The 14203-nt window shown below is 61.4% G+C and carries 8 protein-coding genes; 5 read left to right on the forward strand and 3 right to left on the reverse strand.

Features of this window, described 5'->3' with window-relative positions; genetic code table 11:
• Positions 1 to 101: 101 nt before the first annotated feature.
• Positions 102 to 5663, reverse strand: coding sequence for an excinuclease ABC subunit UvrA (uvrA, locus tag AAF555_11030; GenBank protein MEM6912100.1), 5562 nt, complete (start codon positions 5661 to 5663; stop codon positions 102 to 104).
• Between the two features lie 255 nt (positions 5664 to 5918).
• Complete coding sequence (locus AAF555_11035; GenBank protein MEM6912101.1) at positions 5919 to 6623, reverse strand: hypothetical protein; 705 nt, start codon at positions 6621 to 6623, stop codon at positions 5919 to 5921.
• A 290-nt stretch (positions 6624 to 6913) separates the two neighbouring features.
• Between AAF555_11035 and AAF555_11040 the strand changes: the two genes are divergently transcribed.
• Both AAF555_11040 and AAF555_11045 read left to right on the forward strand, forming a co-directional pair.
• Positions 6914 to 8485, forward strand: coding sequence for a 2-isopropylmalate synthase (locus AAF555_11040; protein MEM6912102.1), 1572 nt, complete (start codon positions 6914 to 6916; stop codon positions 8483 to 8485).
• Between the two features lie 104 nt (positions 8486 to 8589).
• The gene (locus AAF555_11045) at positions 8590 to 9558 is read left to right on the forward strand and encodes an integron integrase (GenBank protein MEM6912103.1); all 969 of its coding nucleotides are present in this window, start codon (positions 8590 to 8592) and stop codon (positions 9556 to 9558) included.
• A gap of 28 nt (positions 9559 to 9586) precedes the next feature.
• On the opposite strand, the gene recQ is transcribed toward AAF555_11045, so the two are convergent.
• Positions 9587 to 11473: a DNA helicase RecQ gene (gene recQ, locus AAF555_11050; protein MEM6912104.1), complete on the reverse strand. Its 1887-nt coding sequence runs from the start codon at positions 11471 to 11473 to the stop codon at positions 9587 to 9589.
• Between the two features lie 269 nt (positions 11474 to 11742).
• Here recQ and AAF555_11055 point away from each other — a divergent pair, with 269 nt between their 5' ends.
• The 3 genes from AAF555_11055 (at position 11743) to AAF555_11065 (ending at position 13869) form a co-directional block, all read left to right on the forward strand.
• Complete coding sequence (locus AAF555_11055; GenBank protein MEM6912105.1) at positions 11743 to 12030, forward strand: Smr/MutS family protein; 288 nt, start codon at positions 11743 to 11745, stop codon at positions 12028 to 12030.
• Between the two features lie 172 nt (positions 12031 to 12202).
• On the forward strand, positions 12203 to 12913 hold the full coding sequence (locus AAF555_11060; GenBank protein ID MEM6912106.1) for an N-acetylmuramoyl-L-alanine amidase: 711 nt from the start codon (positions 12203 to 12205) through the stop codon (positions 12911 to 12913).
• A gap of 50 nt (positions 12914 to 12963) precedes the next feature.
• Positions 12964 to 13869 (forward strand): D-hexose-6-phosphate mutarotase, encoded by a 906-nt coding sequence (locus AAF555_11065; protein ID MEM6912107.1) that lies wholly within the window; start codon positions 12964 to 12966, stop codon positions 13867 to 13869.
• The last annotated feature ends 334 nt before the right edge of the window (positions 13870 to 14203 follow it).

Consider the following 14203-nt stretch of genomic DNA (forward strand, 5'->3'; position numbering starts at 1 on the left):
GCGGGGAAGGAAGAGCCGGTGTCTTTCGAGCCAGCCCAGCGTTGCTCCTCGGTTACGGTGCCTGCACCGCGCCCTCGTCGCGCCTTGGTCTGGCCCGAAATTCACTCGGCCATTCTACCAGCCAATTCTGCAGCTTGGTATAAGACTCGGCGAAGGAAGGGTGCGGTGCGGCTGGCTGCCACTTGCGCGACCTTTTCCGGTGTCCCCTGGGCCACGACTTCTCCTCCGGCTTGGCCTGGTTCGGGGCCGATGTCGACGAGGTAGTCCGCTTCGGCCATGACCGAGAGATCATGCTCGATGACGACGACGGTGTGCCCTTCGTCGACTAGGCGGTGGAGCACGTCGATGAGGCGACGGACGTCTTCTAGATGCAGGCCAATGCTAGGTTCCTCAATGAGGTAGAGATTGCCCTTGCCATCGCGCAGCTCGCCTCGTTTACGCCGGGTGGCAGCGCCCTTGGCCAGTTCGGCGACCAGTTTCAGCCGTTGGGCCTCGCCCCCGCTCAGGGTGGGACTCGGCTGACCGAGCTGGAGGTAGCCGGTGCCGGTTTCGGCCAAGAGTTGCAGCGGCAGGGCGATCTTGGGGTGGGCCGCGAAGAGGGCAGCGGCTTCCTCGATGGTGGCGTCGAGCACTTGGCCGATGGAGCGGTCCTGCCAGAGGATTTCCTCGGTGGCTGCATTGTAGCGGCGGCCCTGGCAGCGTTCGCAGAGGGTGTAGGTGGTGGGGAGGAAGGCCATTTCCAGCTTGATGCGGCCTTGGCCTTTGCAGGTTTCGCAGCGGCCTCCCTCCGTGTTGAAGGAGAAGCGCGCGGCTTCGTAGCCTCGCATTCGGGCTTCGGGTATCTGGGCGTAGAGCTTGCGGATTTCGTCGAAGACTTTGATGTAGGTGGCCGGGGTGGAGCGGCTCGTTTTGCCGAGCGGTGATTGGTCCACTTCGTAGACGGCGGCCAGCTTTTCGAAGCCTTTCAGTTTGGCCCAAGTCTTTTCGATGGCGCGGCGGGCGCTGGGCTTACCGAGCGACCACTTGGCGGCCGGTTGGAGCACGCCGCGGAGGAAGGAACTTTTGCCCGAGCCAGAGACGCCGGTGATGACGGAAAGTCGACCCAAGGGAAGCCGCACATCGATGTGGCGCAGGTTGTTGGCATGGGCCCCATAGACCCGCAGCCAACCCTCTTTCGCGTTGATGGCGGGCAGAGGGCGACGGGCCCCTCGATAGGGATGGGGCGGGAGGGTCCGGAGGGCGCGGCCGGTGGGGGAGCTTTGGCTGCGGCGGATCTGCGCGAGGGTCCCTTTGGCGACCAGTTCTCCCCCCAAGCGACCCGCGCCCGGACCGAGGTCGAGGACGCGGTCCGCTCGTCGGAGCGTGTCTTCATCGTGCTCGACCACGAGGAGCGAATTCCCTTTCCGGCGAAGGGCCTCCAGGGTGTGGAGCAGGGTTTCGTTATCCCGTGGGTGGAGTCCGATGGTGGGTTCATCCAAGACGTAGAGCACCCCGCGTAGATTGGAGCCCAGTTGGGAGGCGAGCCGGATGCGCTGGGCTTCCCCGCCGCTCAGGGTGCGGGCTCCGCGGTCCAGGCTGAGGTAGCCGAGACCGACTTCTTCCAGAAAGCGCAAGCGCTGCCCGATTTCGGGGAGGATGTCCCGGAGGATTTCTTTGTCTCGACCCCGGAAACGGAGGCCTTCGGTTTCCTGCCGAGCCTCCCGAACAGAGAGCTGGGTGAGATCGGAGATGCTCCACTTCTGCACGCGAACGGCCCGGGCTTCTTCGTGGATGCGTTTGCCCTCGCATTGAGGGCAGGGGATGAGGCTGTCTTCCTCCCCACTTTCGCGGCGTTCTTCCTCTTGCAGCTCCAGGTCGAGCGCGGTTTCCCCGGCCTTGGCACTAGGTTCCCAGCGGCTTTTGCGGATGGTGCCAAAGCCGCGGCAGGTCGGACACCAACCGTGCGGGGAGTTGAAGGAAAAGAGTCGCGGATCCAATTCGTCAAAGGCCCGGCCGCAGCGGGTGCAGGAACGCCGGTCGCTGAAGAGCCGGAAGTGCTTGCGGGCATCGAGAAAACGCAAGGTTCCTTTCCCGATTTGGAGAGCGCGTTCCACCAACTGGCGCAGCTCACGGAGGGTTTCTTTCCCGGTGAGACGGGCCACCACGACGTCGATTTCGTGTTCCCGGTAGCGGTCCAAGCGCTGGAAGTCCTCGGCCATTTGAAACTGGCGATTCACGAGCAATTCAGGAAAGCCCGAGCGGAGCGCCCACTCTGCCACTTCGGTGTGAAAGCCTTTCCGGCCCCGGACCACGGGCGCGAGGAGGGTGCCGCCCTTTCCGGCGAGCAAGGGTCGGAGCTGTTTGGCGATGCTTTCGGAACTCTGGGGCTCGACGGGCAGCCAGCAATTCGGGCAGTGCTGCACGCCCACTTTCGCGAACAAGAGCCGCAGAAAATGGTAGACTTCAGTCACGGTGGCGACGGTCGATTTGCCTCCGCCTTGGGAGACCCGCTGTTCGATGGCGACGGTCGGTGGCAGCCCGGAGACGCGGTCGACTTCCGGCTTTTCCAATTGCTCGGCGAACTGCCGGGCGTAGGGCGACATGCTGTCGAGAAAGCGCCGTTGGCCCTCGGCAAAGACGATGTCGAAAGCGAGGGTGCTTTTGCCGGAGCCGCTCAGGCCGGTCACGAGCACGAATTCATTTTTGGGGATGTCCAGACTGAGGTTTTTGAGGTTGTGATGACGAGCCCCGCGAATTTCGATGGCCTGCGTGCCGGTCTTTTTCGAGACGGTGCTTGGTTCGCTCCGGGCGGGCTCTCGGTCCCCCCGCAAGAACTGTCCGGTGTGGCTTTCGGCCACTTGCGCGACTTCTTCGGGTGTGCCCTCCGCGATCACTCGACCGCCCTTGGAGCCAGCTTCGGGGCCGAGGTCGATGAGGTGGTCGGCGCTTCGGATGACATCGAGATTGTGCTCGATGACCCAGAGACTGCAGCCTTCCTCCACCAGACGATGAAAGACGCGCAGGAGCTTGGCGACGTCGTCGAAGTGGAGGCCGGTCGTGGGTTCATCGAAGAGGAGAAGGTCCGTCTGCCCCGGAGTATCGGCTCGCTCCGTTCGTTCGAGGAGGTGGGCGGCCAACTTGAGCCGCTGGGATTCGCCGCCCGAGAGGGTGTTGAGCGATTGGCCGAGCGAGAGGTAGTCCAGCCCCAGTTCTTCCAAGAGAGCCAAGGTTTTCGCGATGCGCTGGCGGTCCCTGGCTTTCCCGCTTTCGGCCTGCTCGAAGAAGGCGCGCGCTTGGCTGGCCGTCATTTCGAGCACGTCCGCGATGGACCGCCCCTGGAGGGTGAATTCGAGGGCTTCTTTTTGGAAACGGCGCCCTTCGCACTCCGGGCAGCGAAGAAAGAGGTCGCTCAGGAACTGCATCTCGACCTTCTCGAATCCATTTCCCAGGCAGCGCTGGCAGCGCCCCTCTCCGGAATTGAAGGAGAAGTAGCCCGGCTTGATGCCGACGCGCTGGGCCTCGGGTTCAGCGGCGAAGAGATTGCGAATGGCGTCGAAGAGACCGAGGTAGAGCGCCGGGGTGGAGCGGGGTGTTTTCGCGAGGACACTTTGGTCCACCAGGACCACTTGGCGAATTTGCTCCAGCCCGAGCAGGGCCTGGCAACGGCCGGGCTCCTCTTCGGTGGGCTCCCCGAAGTGCCGACGGAGGTTCTGGTAGAAGATTTGGTGGATGAGGGTGGACTTTCCCGAGCCGGAAACCCCAGTCACGCAAGCGAAGACTCCGAGCGGGATGCGTGCGTCCAACTTATTCAGGTTGTGGGAGCTGGCGCCCTTGACCTCGAGCCATCCGCTGGGGGCACGGCGAGTGGTGGGGGGCGCGATCACTTTTCGGCCGGAGAGGTGGTCCAGCGTAAGGGAGCCTTTGGCCGTCCGGGGCGCCCGAGGGCGGCCGGCGTAGATGAGCTGCCCGCCTTTCGAACCGCTCCCAGGTCCGATGTCGAGAAGGTGATCGGCCGCCCGGATGATGGCTTCTTCGTGCTCTACCACGAGCAGGGTATTGCCGCGGTCCCGGAGGGCGTGGAGGATGCGGACGAGCCGCCGGGTGTCCCGCGGATGGAGTCCAATACTTGGCTCATCCAAGACGAAGAGGGTGTCGGTGAGGGCCGCTCCCAGGCAGGTGGTGAGATTGACTCGGGCGACCTCCCCTCCGGAGAGGGTGCGGGTGGGGCGATCGAGTGAGAGGTAACCGAGGCCCACTTCTTCCAGGTAGCCGAGGCGGGCCAGGATTTCCCCGCGGATCATTTCGGTCCCGGGGTCCTGACTCGCGGGGACGGCCCGCTCCACGAAGGGGCGGAGTTCGCTCACGGAGAGCGTCCACCATTCGGGCAGAGTCCGCCCGCCCACGCGGAAGTCGAGGGCGGCCGGTCGGAGCCGGGCTCCTTGGCAGGAGCGGCAGAGGGTGTAGCTGCGAAAGCGGCTGAGAAAGACCCGGACGTGCATTTTGTAGGCCTTGCTTTCCAGCCAATCAAAAAAGCCCCGCACGCCATACCATTCGCCATTTTGCCAAGCCTGCTCGGCATCGCCCCGGTCTCCCTCGATGACCCATTCTTGTTCGCCCGGGCTCAGGTCTTCGAAGGGCGTATCGAGATCGATCGAGGCCTTGCGGGCCGCTCGCATGAGGTCGCCCTTGGACTCGGCATATTGCGTCCCGCTGAAGGCTTTGACGACACCTTGTCGGATGGAAAGCGTGGGGTCGGGAAGGGCCTTGTCGAGATCGATTCCGATGACCCGGCCGAAGCCACGGCAGTCGGGGCAGGCTCCCAGCGGGTGATTGAAGCTGAAGAGTCCCGGCGTGGGTTCGGGAAAGGGGCGATCGCAATCCGCGCAGTGCCAATGCTTCGAGAAGGAGCGGGTCTGACCGTTTTCCCGGTCGATGAGCTGGACCCGGCCTTTGCCAAAGTGAAGGCTCGCTTCGATGGCTTCCAGTAGGCGGGTCTTGCGGCGGCCGTCGACCTTGATGCGGTCTTGGACCACGGTCACGACGGCTGGGAGAGCGGGTCGCTCGAAGGCCTCCGGCTGGTCGGTCCGGTAGATTTCTTCGTAAATGCGCACCCGGAGGTAGCCTTGGGCTTGCAAGAACTCGAAGAAGGCGCGGGGCTCGGCCTGCTCGCCGACCGGGACCCCGAAACAGACCAAGAGTTCACGGCCGCTCTTTTCGGCCAGCGCCCAAGCCAGGATGGAGGCGGCGGTTTCTGGTTGGACTTGTTGTCCGCAGCCGGGGCAATGGCAGGTGGCGACTTTTGGGAAGAGGAGCTTGAGGTGGTCATTGACCTCCGTGATGGTGCCCACGGTGGATCGGGTGGTGCGAACATTGTTGGTTTGCTCGACCGCGATGGCCGGCGGAATGCCCTCGATCCGCTCCGCTTGCGGCTTGTCCATCCGGTCGAAGAACTGCCGGACGTAGGGCGAGAAGGTCTCGACGTAGCGGCGTTGGCCCTCCGCGTAGACGGTCTGAAAGGCGAGCGAGGATTTCCCCGAACCGCTCGGCCCGGTCACCACGGTCATTTGCCCGAGGGGGATCTCGCAATCGATGCCCTGGAGATTGTTTTGCGTGACTCCCTGGAGCCGGATGGCCTCGCGCTTGGAGGTTTTTTTGGCGGCTGGTTTCCGGGGAGAACGAGGCATGAGGGGTCGCGCTACAGTGCGGGACTGTTTCGTTTGTCAGCCGGGGTTCGTCGACCGGAAATCAGGAGCCGACTTTCGGGCGGAAGTTAGCGGCTTCGCCGAAGCGGGTTTTTGACCGACCCGATGGGCTGCGGCCCTTTTTGTTTGCTGGCCGCGTTGTTCGTCGGTCGCGGGGGAAACCCCGCTCCCCCCTCGCGCCTTGCCAACAAACAAAATGACTCGCAGTTTTTCATTCCCTGGTTTTTCAAGAGTCTCCTAGAGGGGGTCGAGGTTGCGGGTGTAGGTTTTGTTTTTCTTCAGCTTCTCCATTTTTCCCGTGTGCTTTTCCAGCCAAACGGGGGTCACGCTGTGGGTGGCCAGCTGTCCGTCCGCGTCATAGAGAAGCACGGCGTAGCCCGAATACATGAAGCCGAAGGCCGCGCCATCTCGATCATAGGAGTTATGGAAGGGCTGGGCCCGGAGGGTGGTCTGGTGACCTGCCTCGAGGAGAGCCAAGTCAAAATCCTCCCGCCAAATCAAGCCAATGATGGAGCTGTTCAGCACGCTTTTTCCGAAGACCAGCATGCTGACCTTGGCGTTGCGCACTGGGATGCTGGCGGAGCGGTTGTCGATGTGGATTTCAGGGGAGTATTCCTGCATCCGGTCGTCGGCATCGCCGCCCTTGGTGGCCACCCGCCGATTGGCCATGAATTCGATTTGCAATCGATCCGGGTCGGGCATGGCCTTCTTCTGAAATTCAGCCCACCAGATCTCGAGCTTTTTCTGGGAGGCAGCGTCCAAGGCATCCAGTTCCAATACGGTCTGGCGCCCGTTGAAAAGCAGGGTCACTTGGTGGTCGCTCACTTCGCGCACATCCGCTCGGATGGTCACGCCCGCTTTATTAGTGAGTTCCATTTCGACCGCGTGGGTCGTCGCCAACAAGGCGAGCGCCAGGGCCAGGAGAGATCGGGACAATTTCATCGTGCTGGTTGGGCGAGAGGCGAGGACGAGGCCACCTCCGAGGCGGAAGGGGTGGCTCCCCCTTCTACCTTTCGCGCGGATCGGCTGTTGCAGATTCCGGTCCAAGGTGCTAACGGCCCGCTGTGAATTTTTCAGGCTCGCGGATCGACGCTCCCCTCCTCCTACTCGGGTAGGCTGTAGGGATTCTTGTTGCTTGTCGTCCGCCAGCTGAATTCCCCGTCGACGCTTCCCGGCCGGGTCTTTCTCCTTTGCTTTCTGCCGGCTTGCGAGCATTTCTTTTCTTCTCACTCATGTCCGATTCTCTCCTTCTTTTTGATACCACGTTGCGCGATGGCGAGCAGTGCCCCGGTGCGTCTATGAACTTCCGCGAGAAGATGGAAGTGGCCCGGCAGTTGGCGCGCTTGAACGTGGATGTGATCGAAGCGGGCTTCCCCGTCATTTCCGAGGGCGACTTCGCAGCGGTCCAGAGCATTGCCACGGAGGTGAAGGGTCCCCGCATTGCCGGACTGGCGCGCTGTGTGGCCAAGGACATCGACGCCGCCGGAGCCGCCGTCAAGCCAGCCGGGGAGCGCGGTCGCATCCACGTCTTTTTGGCGACCTCCAAAATCCATCGCGATTTCAAACTCAAGAAGGCGGAAGACGAGATCATTCGCTTGGCCGTCGAAGGAGTAAAGCGGGCCAAGGGGCATGTGCAGGATGTGGAGTTTTCCCCCGAAGACGCCAGCCGCACCGAGCCCGAATTTCTGGCCAGGGTGACCGAGGCGGTCATTGCGGCCGGGGCCACCACGGTCAACATCCCCGACACGGTCGGCTTCGCGGTCCCCGAGGAATTTGGCGCGCTCATCGAATACCTCATGGGGCAGGTCGCCCACATGGACGACGCCATTCTCAGTGTGCATTGCCACAATGATCTCGGCTTGGCGGTGGCCAATTCCCTGGCCGCTGTCAAAGCGGGCGCTCGTCAGGTCGAAGGAACGATCAATGGCATCGGAGAACGGGCCGGCAATGCGGCCCTCGAAGAAGTCATGATGGCGCTCAAGACCCGTCCAGGCGCTTTTGGCGAGGTCACGGTCAATGCCCGGACCGAGGAGATTCTCAAAACCTCGAGACTCATCGCACGGATGGCGTCCATGCCGGTCCAGCGTTCCAAGGCGATTGTGGGAGAAAATGCTTTTGCCCACTCGTCCGGCATTCATCAAGACGGCATTCTCAAGAAGCGCGAGACCTACGAAATCATGGACCCGGTCGACGTGGGGTGGGCCTCGACCGAGCTGCCTCTTACGAAACATTCTGGAAAGCACGCGGTCCAGGAGCGGCTCACCAAGTTGGGATACACTCTCAGCGATGAAGAGATGGCGGTCCTGATGGTCCGTTTCAAAGAGATCGGGGATCGCAAGAAATTCGTTTACGACGATGACCTGGCAGCGCTGGTGGACGAGTCCATGGACAGCAGCGCGGGGATGTATCGCTTGGACTACATCTACGTGGCAGCCGGTTCCTCGACTGTGCCGACGGCGACCGTTCGTCTCAGCCGAGGCGACGAAGTTTTGGAGGACTCGAGCCCGGGGAATGGAGCGGTGGACGCCGCCATGAAAGCGATCGACCGCAGCCTCGACCAACGAGGTCGTCTCCTGCAATACCTGGTCGAAAGCACGGGCGAAGGGAAGGACTCCGTCGGCGAAGTCACCATCAAAGCGGACTTCGGGAATGGCGAACTCATCACCGGCAAAGGCGCCAGCACCGATGTCATCGAGGCCAGCGCCCGCGCCTACCTCAATGCCGTCAATCGGGCTCTCCTCCTGATGCAGCAACGGGAACATGGCCAGCCCGAGAGCGCGCCCGAGGATATGGTCACGCCCTAATCACCTGCGGGGGATGCCGGCAATCCCGCATTGTCTTCTTCGGCAAGGGGTGATAGTATTTAAGGGAACTTAAGTATTTATCCACCACTGCCCCCCCGGTTCCCATGATGACGCAAAATCTGGAAGAACAACTCCGGCAAGCCATTCGGGAGAAGAAGCATGCCCGGCGGACGGAGGAGGCTTACCTGGATTGGTATCGGCGCTTCGTCGCCTTTCATGGCCAACGGCACCCCTCCCGCCTGAGCGCAGCGGAGGTCAATCACTTCCTCATCCATCTCAAGCTCCAGCGGAAAGCGGCCGATGCCACGCTTCTCCAGGCCCAGCATGCCTTGGGATTTTTCTTCCGAGAGATTCTTCATCGAGACCTCCCCGAGTTGCGGGTCACGCAGCGGGTGCGGCGCGAGAAGAGATTCCCCACCGTCCTCTCTCAGGAAGAGGCGCAGCGCCTTTTGGAGACGGTCACGGGGGAGGCGGCTTTGCCCTCCCGGCTGATCTACGGCACCGGCATGCGGGTGAACGAAGCGCTTCGGCTTCGCTCCCAGGACGTGGATTTTGAGGAGGGGACACTCGCGGTGCGGGGCGAGGACGAGCAAGTGCAGCGGGAGGTCCTCCTGCCCAAGGTCCTGGAGGGGGCGCTTCGGGAACAGTTGGCCTTCAATCGGCGACTCTTCGAGGCCGATCGCCGGGAATGCTTTCTCCCACTCCCGATGCCGGATCACATGGACGGGAGCGTCGCACTGCTGGGACAGACTTGGGAGTGGTTTTGGGTCTTTCCTTCCAAGCACTTGGCCCACGAAGGCGGCAGCACCAAGGCCATCCGCAATCACCTTCACGCTAATTCGGTCAACCGCTGCCTCCGGGAAGCGGCCAAGTTGGCCAATATCGCCACCCGCCCCAGCGCGGCCATTCTCCGCCATAGCTACGCGCTTCATCTCTTGATGTCGGGCGTGCACCTCGATGACCTCCAGAAGGCCCTGGGGCATCGAGATCGACGGACGACCGAGGTCTATCGCCAGCTTATGAAAGAGCTGCGCAAGAAGTTAGAGAGTCCGCTGGATCTCTTTGCGGCTTGATTTCCTCCAGCGCGTGAGCGCTTTTCCGCTACTCCCTTCCTAGCACCGTTCCTCTGCTGGATCCGGTCGCTTCTTCGGAGGTGGCTTGCGTGGCGACGAACTCTCGCACGAGGGCGATGATTTGTTCTCCATAGAGGGTGACTTTGCGATCGCCAAAGCCCGAAAGATCTCGCAGGACTTTGAGACCCTGCGGGAGTTCTCCGCAGACTTCCCGGAACATGCGATCGCTCGCAATGACGTAAGGGGGCACGTCTTCCGCGAGGGCTTGCTCCCGCCGCCAGGCGCGGAGCCGCTCGAAGAGTTCGGGATTCTTCGTCTCCACTTCGCCGCCCGCGTTGCGACTGCGTTTTTTGACGAAAGAGGAGTCCTCCTGGTCTTTGCGCACTTTGCGGGAAAAGGTTTGACGGTCTTTGAGGAGGTCCCAGGAGCCTTCGTTTAGCTGGAGAATCGCTCCGCGCATGCCGCCTGTCTCCAAGCGGCCGGCACTGAGGAGAGATTCGATCACTTGCAGCCAAAATCCCTTGGGTCGGTCTCGGCCCATGCCGAAGGTTTTCAAGTCGGCGTGCCCAAAGTCCCGCACTTTGGGGGTTTCCTTGCCGATCACGATGTCCGTGACATGCCCCCCGCCGAAGCGTTGGCCAGTGCGGGCGATGGCCGAAAGGACGATCTGGGCGTCGCGCGTGGCGTCGATCTCTTCATAATCGCCCGAGCAGCAGTCGCAGCCGGTGCATTCTCCCTGAAGCTCTTCGTCGAAGTAGGAGAGAAGCGCCTTGCGCCGGCAACTTGTGCTTTGAGCGAAGCGCTCCATGGCCCGGAGTCGCTTGCGGGCTGCGTCCCGTTCTTCCTCCTCCTCGATTTCATCGAGAAAGCGGGTCTGCATCATGGCGTCTTGCCGCCCGTAGAAGAGGGTGCAGTGGGCGGGGTCCCCATCGCGCCCGGCTCGGCCAGTTTCTTGGTAGTAGCTTTCGAGGTTTTTCGGGAGGTCGCCGTGGACGACAAAGCGGACGTCTGGTTTGTCGATCCCCATGCCAAAAGCGATGGTGGCCACCACGACCTCGGCTTCGCCTCGTAGAAAGGCCTCTTGGGCCTGCGCCCGTCGCTCGTCCGGCAAGCCGGCGTGGTAGGCCGTGCAGGCGATCCCTTGAGTGGCCAATTCTTCTGCGGTGGCTTCGACCTCCTTGCGGGTGGCCCGGTAGACGATGCCGCTCTGCCCGCGACGCTTGGCCACGAAGTCGGCGACTTGCTGGCGGACGCGTTTTTTCGGCCGCACCTCATAGTAGAGATTCGGTCGATTGAAGGAAGCCCTCACCGCGAAGGGATCCCGCAACTGGAGTCGCCTCTCGATGTCCCCTCCCACTTTCTCGGTGGCGGTGGCCGTGAAGGCGGCGATCGGGGTCTCAGGAAAGGAGGCCCGGAGCTGGTCCAGACCGAGGTAGTCTTTGCGGAAGTCGTGTCCCCATTCCGAGATGCAATGGGCTTCGTCGATGGCAAAGAAAGCCGGTTGGCCGAGAGGACAAGCCCGCAGGCGCTCCAAGAAACCCTCCATTAAGAGGCGTTCGGGTGCGAGGTAGAGCAGATCGAGCGCGCCTTGCTGATAACGCTGAGCGACGGCGCGACGCTCCTCGGGCTCGAGTGTGCTATTGACGTAATCCGCTCGAATTCCATTCCGGCGGGCGGCGTCCACTTGGTCCTTCATGAGAGCGATGAGGGGACTGACCACCACGGCCGTTCCCTCGGTCAGGAGGGCGGGCAGTTGGTAGCAGAGGCTTTTGCCAGCCCCAGTCGGCATGACAGCAAAGACATCGCGGCCCGTGTGAAGCGCTTCCACGATCTCCCGTTGGTGCGCGCGGAAGCCCGCGAAGCCGAAAACTCGTTGGAGAGTCTCATGGATGGGGTTGTTCGTTTGAACGCTCACGTCCTCTGTTTTAGCACGCTTGGTCCTTGTCTGTCAACGCTGGGCTGAGAACACGTTGACAGGAATTCCCGGTCGGGGAAGTCTCCACGATGCGCCCGTGGTCTCTTTTGCTTCTCGTCTTTGGATGTCTTTTTCTTGGGGGCTGTGGATTGGCCGCCGTACCAGTGAAGGCGGCAGGGGCGGCGGTGGGAACCGCGGGCCGGTTGATGTCGGCAGCCATCCCGCCCGACCCCAGTGCCGAGACTTCCTCCGCCACTTTCTAAAGGCGCATGGATCTGCCTGAGGAGAGGCCGATCGAAGTCCCCATCACGGACGAAATCGATCTCCATACCTTCCGCCCGAATGAGATCGGGTCGTTGCTCCCCGAGTATTTTCGCGCTTGTCGAGAAAAGGGGTTGGCTCGGGTGAGGGTCGTCCACGGCAAAGGCACCGGCGCTTTGCGGGCGGGGGTGCACCAGCTTTTGGCACGCTTGCCAGAGGTGGTGGCGTTCCAGTGGCCGGCTCCTGAGGGGGAAGGAGGCTGGGGAGCCACTTGGGTGGAGTTGCGCCGGGGCTAGGGGATGGCTTTCTAAAAGAAAGCTTCTTTTCCTCGCACGCCTTCTGCTCTATCTATGGAAGCGTGTTCAATTATTGATTATGAAGGCACCATCTCGTCTTTCGCTTTTGGGAATGGTTTTCCTCCTGACAGCTTGCCAGACTTCCCAGCTGACTTACTTGCCCAGTCCAAGGGTGGCGCCATCCCCGGAGACCCTCTTCACCTCTCTCAATCTCGATCAGGACATGATTGTCCAAGGTCGCAAAGGCCGTTGGAAACATCGGCCGATGGAACCGCGCTACATCACCATCCATTCCACGCAAAATTACTCCCAAGGAGCGGATGCCCATCGCCACGCCTTGGCGCTTAAGCGAGGGGCCTTGCGGGGGCGCAATTCGTTGGGCTACTTGACCTGGCATTTCACGGTGGATGAAAGCTACGTGGTCCAGCATTTGCCGACGGGAGAGAGGGGCGAGCATGCCGACTTCGATGGCCCGGGCAATCGCTACTCTATTGGAATCGAAATGTGTGAAAACGCGGGCAACCACCGAGGCCGGACGGTCGATCGGACGGCCCGCCTGGCCGCTTCGGTCGCCGAGGCCCACGATATCCCGACCAGCAAGATTGTGCCTCACTACCACTGGCCACGTCATCGCTACACCGACAGCCCTCACAAGAACTGTCCGCACTTCCTCTTGGACAACGGCAAGCCGGGGCCGACTTGGAAGGCCTTCCTGGCGCGGATTGATTACTACAGGGCGGAGATCCAGAAATCCCCCAACGCCAAAAATCTCACGGCCAAGATGGCCTTTCAGACCTTCTATCGGGGCGAGGAGAACCCCACCTTCATCACCAATATGCAGCGCTACGCTGCTCGGACGGCTTCCCGTTCCCCGGGAAGCTAGAGGCCGCTTTTCTTCTTTTCCCGAAGGCGAGTCCGAGGATAGACTCAAGCATGCCCCTAACCCCTGACCAGCTTGCTGCCCTCCCGGCTTCTGTCCAACTCGATGACTCCCTGGCGGACTATCCCCTCTTTCGGATCAAGAATGCGCAGGCAACGGCTGCCCTCGCCCTGCATGGTGCCCACTTGATCGACTTCGTGCCCCATGGGGAGCAGCCAGTCCTCTACACCAGCCCCAGCGCCATTTTCCAAGAAGGCCAAGCCATCCGGGGGGGCGTCCCGCTCTGCAGTCCTTGGTTTGGCACCCACCCCGAGGATTCCAGCAAGCCCTTTCATGGCTTTGTCCGAAATCGCTTCTGGCGCTTCGATGGAGCCTATGATTTGCCGACCGGCAGCACGCAACTTCTCTTCTCCCTCCACGCAAATGAGGTCTTGCGGAAAATTTGGCCGTATGATTTTACGATTGTTTTTAAGGTCGTGATTGGGACCGAACTGGAGATGGCCCTGACCTATGTCAATCTGGAGCGGGAGTCGGTTCGAATGGGCGGGGCACTCCATAGTTACTTTGCTGTCTCGGGGATCGATCAGGTGTCGGTCGTAGGACTTGAGCAAAAGGAGTTCATCGACGCCGCCGAGGGTTTTGTCCGCAAACCAGCTGAGGGGCGTTCACTGGACTTTGATCAATGGATCAATCGGGTCTACCTCGCGGCCCCTCGTCGGACCCGCTTGGTGGACCGGGGCTGGGACCGGACCATCAAAATTGAGTCCGAAGGCAGCGCTACCACGGTGGTTTGGAATGCGTGGAAGCAACAGGCAGCCGATTTCAAGGACATGCCGGATGATGGCTATCTCCACTACGCCTGCATTGAAACCGCCAATGCAGACGAGGACATGCGGGTGCTTCATGGAGGGGAGAGTCATGAATTGTTGGCCAAGATTTCTTTGGAATGCGCCGGGTAACCAGCTGCCAGAGCTGTAGGCAGAGGGGGCTTTCATTCTGGGTTTGCTTTGTATCAGATGAGCTAAGCTGATTGGTTTTTCGAAAAGGGCGCTTTATTCTGAAAGAAGTCAGATTCGCTTTCGTTAAAGAACCTATTCTCTTTAATCTATCAAAAGATGTCGATTTTATAGGAGATTTATTGAAAGCTTTTTTGGGCTCTTCGCGGAAAATAATGGGAGAGAAGTGAGCTTGAGCAAGGGAAAAGGGTTCCCAGAGTGGGGGCATGAACTGGAGCAACACCCTGAATGAACACTACGGCCAGCTATTGGGATTGGAGGAGCCTTGGGAAGTCAA

This window comes from Verrucomicrobiota bacterium (genome assembly GCA_039027815.1).
Lineage (GTDB): Bacteria > Verrucomicrobiota > Verrucomicrobiia > Verrucomicrobiales > JBCCJK01 > JBCCJK01.

What these genes read in the sequence shown, in the direction of transcription:
- AAF555_11055 (MEM6912105.1), top strand. Translation starts at nt 11,743, where the DNA reads ATGGATCTGCCTGAGGAGAGGCCGATCGAAGTCCCCATCACGGACGAA.
- AAF555_11040 (MEM6912102.1), top strand. Translation starts at nt 6,914, where the DNA reads ATGTCCGATTCTCTCCTTCTTTTTGATACCACGTTGCGCGATGGCGAG.
- AAF555_11065 (MEM6912107.1), top strand. Translation starts at nt 12,964, where the DNA reads ATGCCCCTAACCCCTGACCAGCTTGCTGCCCTCCCGGCTTCTGTCCAA.
- AAF555_11045 (MEM6912103.1), top strand. Translation starts at nt 8,590, where the DNA reads ATGATGACGCAAAATCTGGAAGAACAACTCCGGCAAGCCATTCGGGAG.
- uvrA (MEM6912100.1), bottom strand. Translation starts at nt 5,663, where the DNA reads ATGCCTCGTTCTCCCCGGAAACCAGCCGCCAAAAAAACCTCCAAGCGC.
- AAF555_11035 (MEM6912101.1), bottom strand. Translation starts at nt 6,623, where the DNA reads ATGAAATTGTCCCGATCTCTCCTGGCCCTGGCGCTCGCCTTGTTGGCG.